Genomic DNA, 16,671 nt, shown 5'->3' on the forward strand with positions numbered 1-16,671 from the left:
GTTAAAAGATTGTGTAGGGGCAGGTCTTGCACCTGCCCAATCGTTCCCGAATATATTTGAGCACAATCGTTCCCGAATAGATCTGTAAAGGATCGTGTATATCTGTAAACAGTAATGTGCCACTCCTTATGCAGGAAAGTTTGTATGATAGCTGGTGCAGGACTGTGTTCAAATATGTTCGGGAACGATTGGGCAGGTGCAAGACCTGCCCCTACGAAACTGCTGGTACCAGGTATTTTACAAGCCCCAGCGCCGACTTCAGGCCGAAATCAGAGGAGGTATGCTGCAGCGCTTCCTGTAGGTACTGCTCTGCTTCTTTAAACTGCTGCAGCCCCAGGTGGCCTAGCGCCTGCATGTACAGGCAGTTGATGCGGTTGCGCAGGCTCAGGTCGTCGTCGAAGATGAGGAGGTTGGGCAGCGACACGGCAAAGTAGTCCAGCTGGATGCGGTCGTGCAGGTGTTTTTTTCCGTAGCTAATCAGTTTTTCGAAGATAGCTTTTGCCTTTGCTTCTTCGCCCAGTTTCTGCCAGGCCAGACCCTGGTAGAACACCTTGTCGGGCTGCTGGTCGTTGTAGAAGATGGCAATAGCAAGTTCTGCGGAACCGGTAGTAGCTTTCCCGAAAAAGGCTGTGGCTTTTTCGGCATCCCCCAAACCTTCGTAAGCGCAGCCCAGCCAGTAGAAGATGTCGTTTTCCTGGGCGCCGGGCAGTTTGCCTTCGCCCAGGTTGTGCGGGTATACCTGCGCCTGCTCCAGCTGGCGAACGGCTTCTTCATAGCTGCCCTGCTGTATGTTTTGCTTCGCCAGTTCCACCAAACTGAACACGTACTGGCCCGACGCTTTTCCTTCGCCTCCCTCCCAAGGGTGGAACTTGCGGTTCATGATGAGCTGGTAAGCCGTTTCGTAGTGGCCAAGATAGTTGTAGAGGCTGGCGCGCTCCAGGTACAAATCGTCGCGCTGCTCCGTTACGGGCAGGTGCGTTTCCAGGAAGGCCAGCCGCTCCCCGGGTTGGCGGTTGAGGCGCTTATAGAGCTGGTCCAGCTCCATGAGCACGCGGGCATCGGTATTGTCAAGTTGGAAGGCCTTTTCGAAACAGGCAAGCGCTTTGGCGGCATCCTGTTGTTTGTTGAAATAGGCGATACCGAGGTTGCGGAATACGGTCGGAAACGTAGCGTCCCGCTCCGCTGCCAGCTCCCAGGCTGCTATGGCCTCTGCATATTGGCGCTTGTCGTACCAGAGGTTGCCCAGGTAGTAAGGCGCTCTGGCATCGGCAGGATTCAGTTCATCAGTCAGTTGCAGCGCCGCGATATCCTCCAGTTTGTTCGGGAAGCAGTAGGCCGGACTGGCGGCGGCTGCTTTCCGGAAATACTCCTGCGCCTCTTCCTGTTGATGCTGCTTGTGCAGGATATAGCCTGTGTGGTAGTACACCATCGGGTGCGTTTCTTCTTCTTCCTGCGCGTACGCCAGCAACTCCAGTGCTTCATCGTAAAGTCCGGCGGCGGCATAATCGAGTGCGTACTCGATGTAATTATTTGCCGCGCCCCGTGCCACTGCTATTAAGGTGCTTCGGAATTCTGCTGCTCCAGCCACCATTCCCTCTGCAGCTGCCAACAGCGCCAGTTCGTGCAGGGCACCGAGGTTAAACTGGTCGCGCTCCAGCGCCTGCCTGCTTACCTGCTGCGCCTCTTCCGGGCGATGGAGCTTACGCAGGGCTACGGCTTTGAGCACATAGGCTTTGCTGTTGCGGGCGTTGCGGTCCAGGGACCAGTTGATATGCTCCAGCGCTAGCTCGTAATCCTCTCGCAACATGTCGATGCGGGCAAGGGAGAAATAGGCGGCATCCTGCCAAACGGCGGACCAGGTGGCCTTATAGAAGGCATCGTAGGCTTCGGACAGCCGGTCCTGGTACCAGAGACTCAGGCCCAGGTGGTAGTAAGGTTCGCTGTCGTAGGGGTTTGGATTGCGCTGCGTGAGGGTTTCCACAGCCTTGCGGAAGTACGGCTCGCTTTTGGCGAACTGGCCGCGGCGCAGGTACCAGGCGCCCAGGGCATTGTTGCAGCGGACATCTTTCGGGTCGCGGCGCAGCGCCTCTTCGTAGTAGGGCACGGGGCTGTAGGTGGCGTGGCGGTACTGCTCCAAGTGCTGCCCCGTCAGGAAGAGCTGCTCGTTGCTTTCCACTTCTTCGGGTGCCAGGACTGCTTTAGCGGGTTCCGGTATTTCGTTTTTCCGGTTGCTGGCCGGGTCGTATTTCAGCAGCTCCCGCCCCGCTTTGCTCGTGAGTACCAGCAGCAGTTGTTCTTCGGTTAGGCCTTCGCCTACTGCCACCTCCTGCACAAATACCTGCTCCGGCGAGAGGTCGGTTACCGTTTCCAGCACCGGCGCTCCGTTTACGAAAAGTTTCACCGTTACCTGTTGCTGCGCCGAAGTGGCAAATACTTTTATTATTGCCTTCTCCGCCGCCAGCTCCACTCCCAGCATCAAATCTTTAGTCGCGTTTTTTACCAGGCCCAGCTCGCGGTAAGGCATAAAATACTGTGTAAACGACTTTTCCTCGTAGGGCATCAGCCAGCTGAAGTCAGGCTGGTTGTCGGTATAGACGCCGGTCATGAGTTCGATGTAAGGGCCATCTTCGTCGGTGAGGTTGCGGTCCCAGGCCTGCCCGAAGTCGCCGTGGCCCCAGGTCCACTGCTTCTTGCCCGGCGATACATGGTGATTGGCTACGTGCAGCACCCCCGCCTGCGTGTCGTGCTCATAACCGCCCATAAAATCATAATCGGAGTTGATGGCCATGTAAGAGGTAGGCACCGGAATATTTTTGTAGCGGGAGATGTCGGTACCCGGTGAATAGTCTACTTTATAATAGGTGCCGGTGGCGATGGGGAAGGTGGATACATCGCGCTTGCCGTGGTCGAACACCGCGTTCACGTCCGGCGGAAACACGGATTGGTAGTCGTCGTTCACCTTTACGGCGGGGTTGGCCCACCACAGGAAAGTCTGCGGCAATTCGGTACGGTTGTACAGCTGGGCTTTAATTTCGAGGTAGGCTTTGTCGGGATGCAGGGTAAAACCGGCCATGCCTTTGGTGCGGAACATCTTCTCGACTTCGTTTACCCACACCGTTTTGCTGCCGTCGGGGTTTTCCTCCAACTGATAGTCCACGGGTTCGAAGGTGCTGGGGCGGTGGTGCTGCGGCCAGTTAAATTCAATGCCACCCGATATCCACGGACCGGTCAGCCCCACCAGGGCCGGCTTTATCACCTGGTTATAATAAATAAAGTGCCGCTGTTTGATTTTGTCGTAGGCCAGCTGCACCCGTCCGCCCAGTTCCGGCAGCAGCATGATTTTCAGGTACCGGTTCTCCAGGAACAGGCCTGTATATTCCTTGTCTTCCTTCTCATCAAAAATCTTTTCCACCACCGGGTTTGGGTACACCACTCCGCTGCTGCCCTGGTACACCCGCTTCTCAAAAAACATCGGGTTCTTGTCGGGCGCGCCAATGCCGTAAGTCGGAATAATGACTTTCTCTTCCCAAACGTTTACACCTGTTTCTTCCATTGGTTCTGTTGTATTGGTTTGATGATTTGATGATTGTTTACTTCTGTGAGAAAGTATACTTGGAGGCTACTTTTGTAAGGAATAATCTTAAGCGGGTGCGCTAGTGCGAGCTTATAGCTCGTACTTTCATTCTACAAGCTACTGCCTTTCTACCTACATCAGCTTTACGTAGCGAGATGCAATGCTTTATATCGTGGCATGTAAGTACGAGCTACAAGCTCGCACTAGCAAAAATGGCCTTTGCTACAGCACCCTTACTATTCCCCAATTAAGATTAACTTCATGGGGGACTATTTTATCTTACTATCACAAATGCGAACGTTCGCACCTTGACCTACTCAATGCCTCACCAGGTTATGCTCCAGCTCTTCCAGGGTCTGGCCCTTTGTTTCTTTTACTTTGCCTTTCACGAACAAAAAGCCCAGGAAGCAGATGCCGGCGTAGAGGTAGAAGGGGCCGTAGGTGCCGATTTTTTCTGCCAGAATCGGGAAGGTGAAGACCAGCACGAAGTAGGCTGCCCACAGCGACACGATGGCCACCGAAGAGGCCATGCCGCGTATCTTGTTCGGGAAAATTTCGGAAATCAGAACCCAGGTGACAGGTGCCAGCGAGGTGGCATACATGGCAATGGCCAGCAGCACGAACACCGACACCAGCCCGGCCGCTGCCTGGTTCTGGAGCAGGAAGGCCAGCGCGATGTAGACCACCGACAGCCCCAGCGAACCAATGAGCATGAGCGGGCGGCGGCCCAGCTTGTCTACCTGCCACATGGCCACCAGCGTGAATACCAGGTTGACAAAACCAATGGCTACCGTTTCGAAAAGCTGCTGGTTCAGGTCGGCTCCTACCGATTCGAAGATGGTGGAGGTGTAGTTGAATACTACATTAATGCCGCATAGCTGCTGAAACACCGCCAGCGTAATACCCACCAGCACAGCAGGCCGCACAGCTTTCTGGAACACCGCCGCATACGACTGCTGCTGCACGCCCTGCAGGGAGGCTTCGATATCGGACAACGTGTTGTGCACGAAAGGTGCATTTCCGATTTTAGCCAGTACCCCTTCCGCCTGCTGGTGCCGCCCCGCCTTTACCAGCCACCGCGGACTTTCGGGCAGCCACAGCACCCCCAGCAGGAACAAGACCGAGGGCACTGCGCCTAACCCGAACATGAGGCGCCAGACTTCCGGACCACCATCGGCAAGGGTGTAATTCACAAGGTTGGTAACGAGGATACCTAGCACAATCGTCAGCTGGTTGATGGCTACGTTGCGGCCACGTACCGCAGCTGGTGAGATTTCGGCGATGTAGAGCGGGCTCAGGATAGATGCCATGCCCACCCCGATACCTGCCGCAAAGCGCATCAGGATAAAGGTGGTCAGGCTGTAGGAAAAGGCCATGCCTAGTGAGGAAATGGCAAAGATGGCAGCGGCCAGCAGCAGTCCGGGTTTTCGGCCACGGCGGTCGGCGATTCTACCAGCCAGCAGGCAACCCACAATACAACCCAGGGCAAGGGAGCTCGTCAGGAAACCTTCCCACCAGGCATCGAGCTGAAACTCGGCGCGCAGGAAAGGCAGCGCTCCGGCTATCACAGCAAAGTCGAAGCCGAACAGGTAGCCTCCCAGCGCCGAGATAAAGGAAATGCCAACGATGTAGCTGTTGTGATAGGTATAGGTTTGGTTGTTCATTGGCTTACCTTTTAATTTTATCTGTTTCTATGTTTTCTGCGCATCCGGATTTGTTCTGCACCTGCCACCATTGCCACTGCTGCTGGTTTCCGGTATAGTAATTTGGTAGGGACAGGTCGCGACCTGTCCGAGTCTGCGATTAAGCAGAAAAAGTAACTAAGGGTGATAACGTTTGGCATTTTATGTATCCTGCACGATTGCCGGTGCACGATTGGGCAGGGGTAAACCCTGCCCCTACTTTGGTTGCTGCCCCTGGTTTGGTTTCAGCTCGTCGGGGCTGTCTTTGGTGAAGCTGGACCATTGCTCGCGGGATGGCGATTTGAACAGGTCCTGTACCAGGGCCAGCGACACCTCCTGCTGTGGATTGAACTTGTCGGAGTTCATGTACCCCTGCAGGCTGTGGAACAGCTGCCGGGCGGCGGGACGGTCTTTGGCTTCGGGATTCAGGTCGGCACTTGATACGATAAGTTTGCCCTTGCCTACTTTTGCTTCGAAAATAAGGCCCAGCTGGCGGTTCATGAACCAGGTATCGATGGGCTGCACGATAGACCGGAAGCCTTTCGGGAAGTCCTCCAGGTGCATCACCTGCGCCCGGTTCACTACCTCCCACCACTGCAGGTCGGTGAAGTTTTCGGTCGGGAAGCTGGCGAAGGCCGGATGTGCCGCATCGATGTGGCAACCGGTGATGTGCGGCGGGCGCATCTTAAACCAGGAGGTGTTCCAGAAGACGGGGGTGTAGTACATCACAATCTCTTTGCCTTTCACCACCTTGCCTGCAGCATTCAGGAAAACCTTACCACCTTTGCTGAGCACCTCTTCTGCCTTCTTATCCAGCACCGTGGTGTAATATACATCCGTCTTCACGTCAGGCAGGGCAGCAGGATATACCCAGAAATCCCAGTCGTTGGCAAAGGAGGTGTTCTCCAGTTTTACCTCCAGGTTCAGTTTTATAGCCTGCGTTATTTTATTCAGGGGCAGCTCGATGGTGCCGGCTGTGGTGTTGGTGCCTACCGGATAGGTTTTAGCCGGAAAACTGCCGCTGCCTATTACAGTTCCCTTCTCGTCTTTCACCGTCCAGCGGGCTACGGTGTTGGTCAGGTTTGCTGCCCCTGCGTGGTGAATTTCAATTTCTGCCTGAAAGTTCTCGTTGTTCGTGTACACGAATTTGGGAATGCGGCTGAGCGGGACGGTGGTGTTGCAGAAGCGGCTGAATTCTTCTGCCGATATATACCCTTTGCTGTCCCAGAAGGCATCGACTACGCCTACCAGCGCAGTACCCTGACCGGGAAAGTCCTGCAGGCCCAGGAGCTGAAAACCAGCTAGGCCGGGGGTACGGAAGGATTTTTCAATCTCCTGCTTGTAACTCAGCGCCTGCAACTTGCCGGAAGCCATCAGGAAGTCTTCTGCCCTGTCGCCCATGCCGCGGTCCTGCAGGTCTTCGCGGAACAGCTCGAAGTTTTTAGCACGATAGGCGCCCGTGTATTTTTCTATCTCTTTAAAATTCGGGAAGGCCACCCACTGCCCCATCTCGTGCGTCACGTAGGGCACCTTAAAGCCTTCTATTTTCTCGCGATAATCGGAAACAGTTTCGGGACGGGTATTCGTCCAGTTCAGGCCACGCGGACCGGACTTGACCATGTACTCGTTTTCGGGCACCAGCGGCCAGCTCATGGCTACGGATGCTCCGGTGTAGATGCGGCGCGGGTCTTTGGCTTTCCAGTAGGCAATAAATTCTGCCAGGTATTTTGCCTGCCGTCCGCCCCGAGGTTCGTTTCCGGCAGCCAGCATGGTGAAGGAAGCATAGTTGCCGAAGTGTTCCGCTATCCGGTCTGTTTCTTCATAAATAAACTTATCAATAGGTTTGCCGTCGCCGAGGGAGGTGCTGTGGTTGGGCCACGACGGTCCTTCGGGCTGCAGGTAGAATCCGATTTTGTCGGCGGCGATAAAGGCGGCTTCCGGCGGGCTCCAGGAGTGGAAGCGGAAGTGATTGAGGCCGTGTGCTTTGGCAACTGTAAAGATACGCTCCCAGGCAGGTACGTCCGTGGCCGGGTAGCCGGTAAGCGGAAACTCGCTGTTGTTGAGGGTGCCCCGGAGGAAAACCGGTTGGCCATTGACGGTGATGCGGGTGCCATCGGTGCCAATTTCACGCATCCCGAACTGCACCTGCTTTTCTTCTTTCAGTCCGCCCTTGCCTTCAAGCTTTGCCGTGAGCCTGTAAAGCGCTGGGCTGAACTCGTCCCAGGTCAGCAGCTTCTCCCCCATTGGCAGCGTCAGTTCCAGTTCGTTCTGGCCGGGCTGCAGGGTTAGTTTCTGGTCTTTGAGCTTTACCTCGTGCTTTTTATCAGTATTGAAGCTCTTGGCCTCCAGCTGTAGTTTCACCGCCTGCTGTTTGCCGGTGTTGTTCTGGAGCTTCAGCTTTACAAGCGCCGATTTTGTTTTGAGGTTGGGGTAAACCTGGATGTTGTAGACGTAGGTCTGTGCAGTTGCTTTGAGCAACATGTCACCCACTACACCGTTCCAGTTGCCCTGGGTGTGGTCGGAGATGCTGTGGGAGTTGGTGCCTACGTTTACTTCCGGGGTGATGGTGTTGTCGATGCGGAGGGTGATGGTGTGTTTGCCGGGGCTCAGGTAGCCGGTGAGGTCATACTCATGCGGCGCCACCAGCGAGTATTGTTTGCCCTCCACCTTCTTCTCATCTACCCACACCTCCGACTGAATATGCACCCGTTCCAGGTGCAGCACCACGCGTTTGCCTTTCCAGTTGCCGGGCACTGTTACCTCCTTCTGGTACCAGGCGGGGCCTACATAATGCTTTACGGGCGTAAGCCAAAAAGGCACTTTGATGTTGCCCGGTTGCCGGAACTTTGCCATTCGCGGGTTATAAAAAAAGGAACTGTCGTAGATGCTGGCAGTCCATTTTGTAGTAAGCGTGATGTCGTCGCCTTTCAGGTTTTCGGCCATGGAACCGGGCAGTTTCACGGTTTCGGGCAACTGCCGCGCAAACCACTGCTCCTTTACGCCGGTATCGGTCCGGTCGATGGCAAAGCGCCACTCCCCTGCCAGCGACAGTTCCTGGGCAAAGGCAGCAGTTAGCGATAACCAAAAGGTGCAGAGGCAAAGGAGGCTGGTGCTAAGAATATTTTTCATCAGGATGGATAATATTTTGCTCATAAGATAAACGTGCCGGCTAACCGGATTCCCTGTTTCATTGCTGCTTTCAGCCTACGCTACTTCCCGGAGTTACTTCAGTAATTCACAGCTGGTTCGGCAGCTAACCGAGATTCAGAAACGCAGACCAGAACGAGCAGTAGTTAGTAGCTACTACAAATATAGGACAGCCCGGGCTTGTAATAAATAGATAATTTACCGAAATAGCTGGACAATATTCCGGTTCGGTATCAAATACAACCATACAGCAGCAGAAGCCTATGCACAAGCAACAACAGCATGCAACCGTTACAGCGAAACATCAGCCGGAAAGAACAAAGATCCAGGAGGGGTTTGCTGGTCAACGCATGATTGTACTGCCGCCGAATGTGATGCACAATATCACCCAAAACCCCTTGATTCAGCACCTCTACCTGACAGCTATCGGCTATTATCCGCACGCCCTGCACCACGACCGCGAACGGAAAACGGGCAGTCCTGAATACATTCTGCTCTATTGTGTAGAAGGGAGCGGGTTCATCTACCAGGGCAGCAAGTGTTACCAGCTCCTGCCCAATAGCTACATCATCATTCCCCCCAACACCCCACACCACTACTACAGCTCCGAAACAGACCCCTGGAGCATTTACTGGGCACATTTCACCGGCGACCATGCCGGCCTCTATTACAACCGTTACACGGCAGGGCTGCAAGCCGAGGTAAATCCTGTGCCCTACACCGAAAGCAGGATAAGCCTGTTCAACCAGCTCCTGACCACGTTGGAGAGCGGCCTGGGAGAGCGGGAAATAGAAATCTGTAACCTGCAGTTTCTGCACTTCCTCACCACCTTTGTTTATCAGCGCGAGCTTAATCCTTTGGCAGGCAAATCGGACGCCGTGAGCAGGTCGGTTGCTTTTATGAAGGAGCACCTGAACAGCAACTTTACCATCCGGGAGCTGGCATCGCAGCAAAGCCTTTCCGTTTCGCAGTTTTCGGGCTTGTTCCGCAGAAAAACCGGTTTTGCTCCTATGCAGTATTTTAACCAGCTAAAGGTGCAGCAGTCGTGCCAGTACCTGTATTTTACCGACCGGAGCATCAAGGAAATTTGCCTGGAGCTTGGGTTTGAAGATCCGTATTATTTTTCACGGCTGTTTAAAAAACTGATGGGGCTTTCGCCGTCCCAGTACCGTAACATGCACCAGAAATAACAAGACTAGCTTTTACAAAATGGAATAGCAACAAAGAAGCTGGCCGACATATTCTGTCTGCGGACTGCAGACAGTGTGCCCAGTGGCTGTTAGCCCAGAATATAAAATACACCTGAACCATGGGCGTTTCATGCAATTGGAGCTACATGAAATTTGTACTGTTTCCGTGCTCAGAAAGCACCGATATATCATCGGGTAAGCAGCAGAGGCTATGGTGGCAGGTGCAGCAAAATAACAGCACAAAATTATTCCCTTACACATCCATATCAGCTGTTATTCTTGTATATTTGGTATATGGAAAACTGTTTCAAATCAACATTGCTTACGCTTCTGGCCATTTGCCTGGCTTTTTTTGCAGGTGTTGGTTCAGGAAGCCTGCGCAGTGCTGCCTATGCCGAATCAGAAGGCAAACAGTTTCAATCAAACTATTCCCAGGGTGAGCAGCTAAAATTCCAGTTCTTCCAAAAAGGTGATGGTGAGACTGTTGTAAGTACAGTTAATTACCAGCCTGCTCCAAATGTTAAGAATTCACGGCTTGCCTGCTTAAGCATCCTGACTTCCATTGAAAAAGGTATACTAAGCAGCGCCACGCGATACCTGTTCTATGCAAGGACTATCTGCTGTAGCCTGGCAGGCTGTGCCATCATTTTCCCTTTCCATTATTTCTGGTAAATCCGTCTCTTTAGCTCAGGATGTACCCCAGTATACCTGATTTTTTTTCTTGTAGCCATTTTGCGGACGGCACTACCTGCCAGCTGCCAGGGCTACGTGTGTTTATATTTTAACAGAAACAAAGATGGATTTAGAAACAATAATAACAGGGCTCGTTTTCCTGGCACTGTGCATTTTGCCAGTCATTTACGTTCAAAGAAAACAAAAGGCGAAAAAGAAAAAGCTCATAAAAGAGTTTACTTCACTTGCACAGCATCGGCAAATCACCATTTCGCAACACGATTTCTGGCAACCGGATTATGCCATTGGCATTGACACTGTTAACAAGAAACTGCTCTATACACGGAAAAAAGAGGGCAACGAGCAGCTTATCGTTGTTGATTTACAGGATTTAAAGCAGTGCAGGGTGAACAACCTGTACCGGGATGCAAATGGAAGCAGGACAATTGACCTGATCGAACTGTCGCTGGTGTTTGCTAATGCCAAGACTCCGGAGAAAAAATTGGAGTTTTACAACAGAGAAGTAAATCTTAATTTTAATGATGAGCTGCTGCTGGCTCAAACATGGGAAAATATAATAAACTCCAGTTCAGCAGTAACTGCAAAGGCAAAGGATCGCTATGCAGTGAACGGCAGTTGATGCGCGTACGCTGGTGCAACAATCCGTACGGCAGTACGGATTGTTTTTAATGAATTTTTATATACTACGGTACAAAATGAATAAGTGAGGCACAAGAACTTGTTATAGAGTTGAACCAAAATGACAAGTTATGTACGCTCACTTATTGCAAAAATTTAAGGACTTAGTTCCAGGATGGAAGTCCTCTCAAGTAAAGAATACGCTATTGATGGTGGCTCTGTTGCTGGAAGAGAAGACAGTAAGCCTGTGGAAGTTGAAAGGTTCGGTTGGTAAGTTACTGGGTAACACCTCCACCGACCCTCGGTCACACTACCAGCGGCTTAAGCGATGGCTCAAGCTCTCTGACTCTAACAAGCATATCTGGGCAGGCATGCTACAAGCTGCGGCAGGGCTACTGGAGAAAAAGAGTCGCTTTCTCATCCTGGACGGCAGCTCCTGGAAATGGGGCGGCAAGAAACATCACTTTCTCACCTTGAGCGTGCTTTACCAGGGAGTAAGTATTCCGCTCTGGTGGCAGGATTTGAAGAAGCTGGGAATCTCGAGCCAGTGGGAGCGTAAGCTGTTGCTGTGGATGGCCCGGAAAGTGCTCAACTTGAAGGGTAAGGTGCTACTGGCAGACAGGGAGTATGTCGGCACCCAATGGTTTGAAACCCTTCGGCAGGCAGGCATAGAGCTTGTCATCCGCCTGCGAAAAGGCAATTACAAGTACCAACTGGCAGCCAGAGGCAAATCGGTGGGTAAACTGGAGAATAAGGCTAAATCCCAGTTAGAGAAGCTGGTGTGGAAGAAGTTTACACTTGAAGAGCATGACTACTATTACGTGCTAAAGGCTTACAGGGGCAGAGGCGGCAAGATTGAATTCCTACGTCTCATTTCCACTGTAACACCTGCTCTGGCCATGGAAGGCTATGGGTACAGATACAGAATAGAGACTATGTTCAAACACCTGAAAAGCAATGGCTTTCAGGTAGAGAACCTCAATATTAAGACACCCTGCAGGGTAGAGATGATGATGGCCGTTCTGGTGCTAGCGTATACGCTGTCAGTAGTATATGGGCTTAAGAACTACAAGCGACGTATAGGAATCAAAAAGCATGGTTGCCCTGAAATGAGCGTCTTCAGATATGGACTGGACTTGTGGCAGAACCACCTCCAGACTTTTAAACATTTCCTGCAACAGCTCTTCAACTATTGTAAGAACTGGTGCAATCGCCAGAATAACTTAGTATGGGAAAATGTACCGTAGTATAGAATTTTTATTAAAGTTGAGTAAATGGTTTGTGTCAAGGTTCGGGATGTTTCATCCCGAATCTTTTCTTTTGAGCTAACAAAGCCTTGGTTTATATTAACATCCTGGTCTTCCACCTCTTGCCTGTGACAGCTGTTTCTCCGGTAACTGTGGGTTAAGCTTGCTATTTCTTCTTAAAGCCAAAGCTATAATTTAAGAGAAGCAATATTTTTTTGCATCTTAATATCCGGTTTAAGCCAAAGACGGGCTATGTTAAAAAGCAGTATTTTAGTCCGGCTACAGAAAATCGGATGCGGCCTTAGCGCGTTTCAGGTTACTTTTGCGTGGAATTACCAAGAAAACGGAACAAATGAACTTCAGTATTGAAGATATATTACTTGGAGCTTCTATCCTGCTGCTGATTAGCATCCTGATTAGTAAAAGCCTGGGCAGGTTTGGCATACCAGCCCTGGCTCTTTTCCTGGGAGTGGGCATGCTGGCTGGTTCAGAGGGCATAGGAGGAATTTATTTTGATGATCCACTCTCAGCACAGTCACTGGGAACAATAGCGCTGACCCTTATACTCTTCTCTGGCGGCCTGGATACGCGATGGGAAAGCATCAGGCCTATTATCTGGCGCGGAGTATCACTTTCTACGCTGGGTGTTTTTGTCACAGCCATGCTCATTGGCGTGTTTGTTTCACTCATTTCAGATTTTACATTGCTGGAAGGACTGCTCTTAGGTTCTATTGTTTCCTCTACGGATGCGGCAGCTGTATTTTCCATCCTCCGGTCCAGAAGCATAGGCCTGAAAAATAACCTGAGGCCAACGCTGGAGCTGGAGTCTGGCAGTAACGACCCCATGGCCTACTTCCTGACTGTTAGCTTTACCTTTTTACTTACAAACGAGGGTGCCGGCATCTGGAAGCTGGTGCCGATGTTCTTCCTGCAGATGAGCATAGGTGCTGTGATGGGGGTAGTGATGGGCAGAGCAATGCCCTGGGTGATCAATCGAATAAAACTGCAACAGGAAGGGCTTTATCCGGCTCTTTCGTTGGGCATGGTTATTTTTACGTATGCTTTCACCAATCTTATCAGCGGGAATGGCTTTTTAGCTGTGTACATATCCGGCGTTATGCTTGGCAACCGGAATTTCATCCACAAGGGAAGCCTGATCAGGTTCTATGACGGAGTAGCCTGGCTTATGCAGATTTTGATGTTCCTCACGCTGGGCTTGCTGGTGTTTCCGTCGCATATAGTGCCCGTAATCGGTACAGGAATACTGGTATCCCTATTTCTCATTTTCGTGGCCCGCCCGATCAGCGTTTTTATTGGTTTGACTTTCTTTAAAGCCTCCCTGAAAGATAAACTGTACGTGTCCTGGGTGGGACTTAGAGGAGCTGTTCCGATTGTTTTTGCCACTTATCCTTTGCTGGCCGGAGTCGGAAAATCAGATATGATCTTCAATATTGTCTTCTTTGTTGTACTAACTTCTGTTATGCTCCAGGGCACAACACTAACGGTAGTGGCGCAATGGCTAAACCTGAGTGAGCAGGACAATAAACCAAAAAGAATAAGCTTAGGGGAAGATATGGGCTATGACGCCAGAAACACGCTTGTAGAACTGTATTTACTGGACAGTAGTACAGCAGTTGGCAAATCTATTGTTGAGCTTCAATTTCCCAAAACAGCTTTAATTGTACTAATAGACCGGGGCGGAAAGTTTGTGACTCCTAACGGCGCTACTGTGCTGGAGAAAGGAGACAAGCTGTTTGTAATGGTTGATAATGATGAAGAATTGGTAAAGGTGAATCTGGCGTTAGGGCTGGAATAAGTAAACATAACCAAATTTCTGCCGCAGCAACCGCATGCCCTCGCTTACCTTCTCATCCGGTGATCTTTATTAAAGTTAAACAAAAAAGCCCGAAATCTTACGATTTACAGGCTTTTTGCTTCTTTTGGTATGGCTACCAGTGGAGTACCAGTGGAGTACCAGTGGAGATGCAGGGATTTGTAATGCTCTACTTTGGCATTGATAATCAAAACCTTATAATTACTAAAATTATCCACTCACCGAATTACTCACCAGTGTTTAACTACAGATAAACTGCAAAGTTATCAATTCAATTTACGAAATAATTTAATAATAGGCAAACAGATCCTTCCCATCTGGATAAATTCACCAAACCACTTAAAAACTTTCAACAGAAATTATTCTTTAATTTATTTCGATGCTGTCCTCTACACCTGTGCAGAAAACTGAAAGAATATCAGCTCAGTCGATCTTTTACATATGCCTTCACTTTTTGTCTCGACATGCCCAGGCTTTCAATACCCAGTTCCACCACATCGTCCGGCTTGAGGTATACCGGCGGGTCAAAACCAAGGCCTACACCGGCAGGTGTTCCGGTTGAAATCACATCGCCAGGAAGCAGGGTCATAAAGCGGCTCACGTAAGATACCAGGTGCGGAATGCGGAAGATGAAGTTGGAGGTATTGCCGTCCTGCATTATCAGGTCGTTTACTTTCAGCCACAGGCGCAGGTTATTTACATCAGCTATCTCGTCTTTGGTAGCCAGGAAAGGCCCCATCGGTGCAAAGGTATCGCAGCCTTTGCCTTTGTCCCAGGTGCCGTTGCGCTCGAGCTGGAACTCCCGCTCCGACACGTCGTTGTGCAGGCAGTAACCTGCTACATAATCCATGGCTTCGGCCTCTTCCACGTAGCTTGCTTTTTTGCCTATTACAAAGGCCAGCTCCACTTCCCAGTCTGTCTTCACCGAATCGCGTGGTACCATAATATCATCAAAAGGACCAACCAAAGCAGTCGTCGACTTCATGAAGATAACCGGTTCAGAAGGAATCTGAGCGTTGGTTTCTTTGGCGTGGTCGGCGTAGTTCAGACCAATGCACACAATCTTGGACGGACGCGCAATCGGGCTGCCAAGGCGGCTGCTTTCAGGAATACGCTCCAGTCTGCCTTCGTTTTCGTTCAGGAAAGCCTGCAGACGGGCAAGGCCATCTGTCTCAAAGAAGCGTTCGTTGTAGTCTTCGCCAAAGGCAGATGTGTCGTAGGCTACATCATCCAGCATAACACCGGTTTTCTCCCGGTTTAGTTCTCCGTATCGTATTAGTTTCATAGGAATGCATATACCTCAAGAGAGGCTGTATTAAAATGTGTTGTTTGTTTATTTTTAGAGCAGGTAAGCCCGCAACTGTAGCACTGCTGTTTCTGTAAAGTTTTCAGCACCTGCCACCAAACCTTCAGCTCATGTACTTTAGTTATTGAGCTTGATAAAGCCGCCATCAATCGGGTAATCGTTACCCGTAATAAAGGCAGCTTCGTCGGAGCAAAGGTACAGGATCAGCTTAGCTATTTCGTCAGGCGTACCCATCCTGCCAATGGGCTGCGTCTTCGAGAGCTTCTGGAACATCTCCTGCTCCTGCCCCGGATAGTTCTTGGCCAGGAAACCATCTACAAAAGGCGTGTGCACGCGGGCCGGCGAAATGCTGTTGCAGCGGATATTATCCTGCAGGTAATCCTTGGCTACCGACAAGGTCATGGCATACACGGCTCCCTTGCTCATGGAGTAGGCAAAGCGGTCGGGCAAGCCTACCACCGCGGCAATAGAACCCATGTTCAAAATAGCGCCACCACCATTCTGCTTCATTACCGGAATGGCTGCATACAGGCAGTTGTACACCCCCTTCACGTTTACCTGGTACACCCGCTCAAAATCTGCTTCGGAAGTCGTATCGGCTTTGCCGATGTGGGAGATGCCGGCACTGTTTACCAATATATTAACAGTACCTATTTGCTGAAACAGCTCCACTACCTCCTGCTGTTTGGTCACGTCGCAGAGCTGCACATGGGCTTCACCTCCGGCTTCCCGTATCTCGTTTACCGTCTGCTCGGCCTGCTGCGGATTCACATCCAGCACATGCACCACAGCTCCCTGCCGGGCAAAAGTTAAGGCAACAGCTTTGCCGATGCCGCTTCCAGCTCCGGTTATTACTGCTGTTTTGTTATTGAGTTCAAACATGTTGTTTGGTATGATTTGGGTTTGGTTGATCTATTTGTTTGTCTGAATTTGGATTCGTGGGATTAAGGGATTCATCAGATTTGATTTGTGCCTGTATTTACAACTTCCTCTAACCTGCATTTCCATTAATTTTTTCCCGGGACTGCGAAAATCCTGGCAATCCTCTAATCCCACGAATCCAAATTCAGACAATTATTACTGCACCGCTTTACGGCGCATCCCCTCTTCCTTTGGGTGATAATCCTCCACTGCTGCCTCTTCGTGCTTACCGGCTATCAGCGCATACACCACAATTACCAGGAAGCACAGCAGCGGCACGTAAAAGGAAAGGCCAATGCTGCCGGTCAGGTCCGACACCTGTCCCTGCACTGCCGGCAGGATTGCACCACCCAGGATAGCCATAATCAGGCCGGAGCCGCCAATCTTGGTATCGTTGCCCAGCCCCGTGATACCCAGCCCGTAGATGGTCGGGAACATGAGCGACATACAGCCGGAAAT

Annotated in this window: 10 protein-coding genes and 1 pseudogene; 5 read left to right on the forward strand and 6 right to left on the reverse strand. The window is 51.1% G+C overall.

The features are described 5' to 3' along the window. Window positions 1-211: 211 nt before the first annotated feature. The 3 genes from DCW36_RS01365 to DCW36_RS01375 all read right to left on the reverse strand — a co-directional run bounded on the left by DCW36_RS01365 (window position 212) and on the right by DCW36_RS01375 (window position 8,409). Complete coding sequence (locus DCW36_RS01365) at window positions 212-3,553, reverse strand: DUF5107 domain-containing protein (protein WP_114783531.1); 3,342 nt, start codon at window positions 3,551-3,553, stop codon at window positions 212-214. Window positions 3,554-3,891: 338 nt separating this feature from the next. Continuing rightward, the gene (locus DCW36_RS01370; protein ID WP_114783533.1) at window positions 3,892-5,238 is read right to left on the reverse strand and encodes a sugar porter family MFS transporter; all 1,347 of its coding nucleotides are present in this window, start codon (window positions 5,236-5,238) and stop codon (window positions 3,892-3,894) included. A gap of 234 nt (window positions 5,239-5,472) precedes the next feature. Beyond that, the gene (locus tag DCW36_RS01375) at window positions 5,473-8,409 is read right to left on the reverse strand and encodes an exo-beta-1,4-galactosidase (RefSeq protein WP_205702854.1); all 2,937 of its coding nucleotides are present in this window, start codon (window positions 8,407-8,409) and stop codon (window positions 5,473-5,475) included. A gap of 257 nt (window positions 8,410-8,666) precedes the next feature. Between DCW36_RS01375 and DCW36_RS01380 the strand changes: the two genes are divergently transcribed. From DCW36_RS01380 to DCW36_RS01400, 5 genes are all read left to right on the forward strand, one after another. Beyond that, window positions 8,667-9,593 (forward strand): AraC family transcriptional regulator, encoded by a 927-nt coding sequence (locus DCW36_RS01380; RefSeq protein ID WP_114783535.1) that lies wholly within the window; start codon window positions 8,667-8,669, stop codon window positions 9,591-9,593. Window positions 9,594-9,746: 153 nt separating this feature from the next. Further along, window positions 9,747-10,265, forward strand: a complete 519-nt coding sequence (locus tag DCW36_RS01385; protein WP_128396929.1) for a hypothetical protein — start codon at window positions 9,747-9,749, stop codon at window positions 10,263-10,265. A gap of 124 nt (window positions 10,266-10,389) precedes the next feature. Then, the gene (locus DCW36_RS01390; RefSeq protein WP_114783536.1) at window positions 10,390-10,905 is read left to right on the forward strand and encodes a hypothetical protein; all 516 of its coding nucleotides are present in this window, start codon (window positions 10,390-10,392) and stop codon (window positions 10,903-10,905) included. Window positions 10,906-11,113: 208 nt separating this feature from the next. Continuing rightward, window positions 11,114-12,151 carry a transposase gene (locus tag DCW36_RS01395; protein ID WP_164890997.1) on the forward strand — a complete coding sequence of 346 codons (1,038 nt, stop codon included), beginning with the start codon at window positions 11,114-11,116 and terminating at the stop codon, window positions 12,149-12,151. Between the two features lie 352 nt (window positions 12,152-12,503). Next, on the forward strand, window positions 12,504-13,967 hold the full coding sequence (locus DCW36_RS01400; RefSeq protein ID WP_114783548.1) for a potassium/proton antiporter: 1,464 nt from the start codon (window positions 12,504-12,506) through the stop codon (window positions 13,965-13,967). A gap of 436 nt (window positions 13,968-14,403) precedes the next feature. On the opposite strand, the gene DCW36_RS01405 is transcribed toward DCW36_RS01400, so the two are convergent. The 3 genes and pseudogenes from DCW36_RS01405 to DCW36_RS01415 all read right to left on the reverse strand — a co-directional run. Continuing rightward, window positions 14,404-15,270 carry a fumarylacetoacetate hydrolase family protein gene (locus tag DCW36_RS01405; protein ID WP_114783540.1) on the reverse strand — a complete coding sequence of 289 codons (867 nt, stop codon included), beginning with the start codon at window positions 15,268-15,270 and terminating at the stop codon, window positions 14,404-14,406. A 138-nt stretch (window positions 15,271-15,408) separates the two neighbouring features. Continuing rightward, complete coding sequence (locus tag DCW36_RS01410; RefSeq protein ID WP_114783542.1) at window positions 15,409-16,173, reverse strand: SDR family NAD(P)-dependent oxidoreductase; 765 nt, start codon at window positions 16,171-16,173, stop codon at window positions 15,409-15,411. A gap of 195 nt (window positions 16,174-16,368) precedes the next feature. After that, window positions 16,369-16,671 (reverse strand): annotated as a pseudogene (locus DCW36_RS01415) (hypothetical protein); the annotation flags it as partial.

It is taken from the genome of Botryobacter ruber, assembly GCF_003347595.2.
Taxonomy (GTDB): Bacteria; Bacteroidota; Bacteroidia; order Cytophagales; family Hymenobacteraceae; genus Pontibacter; species Pontibacter ruber_A.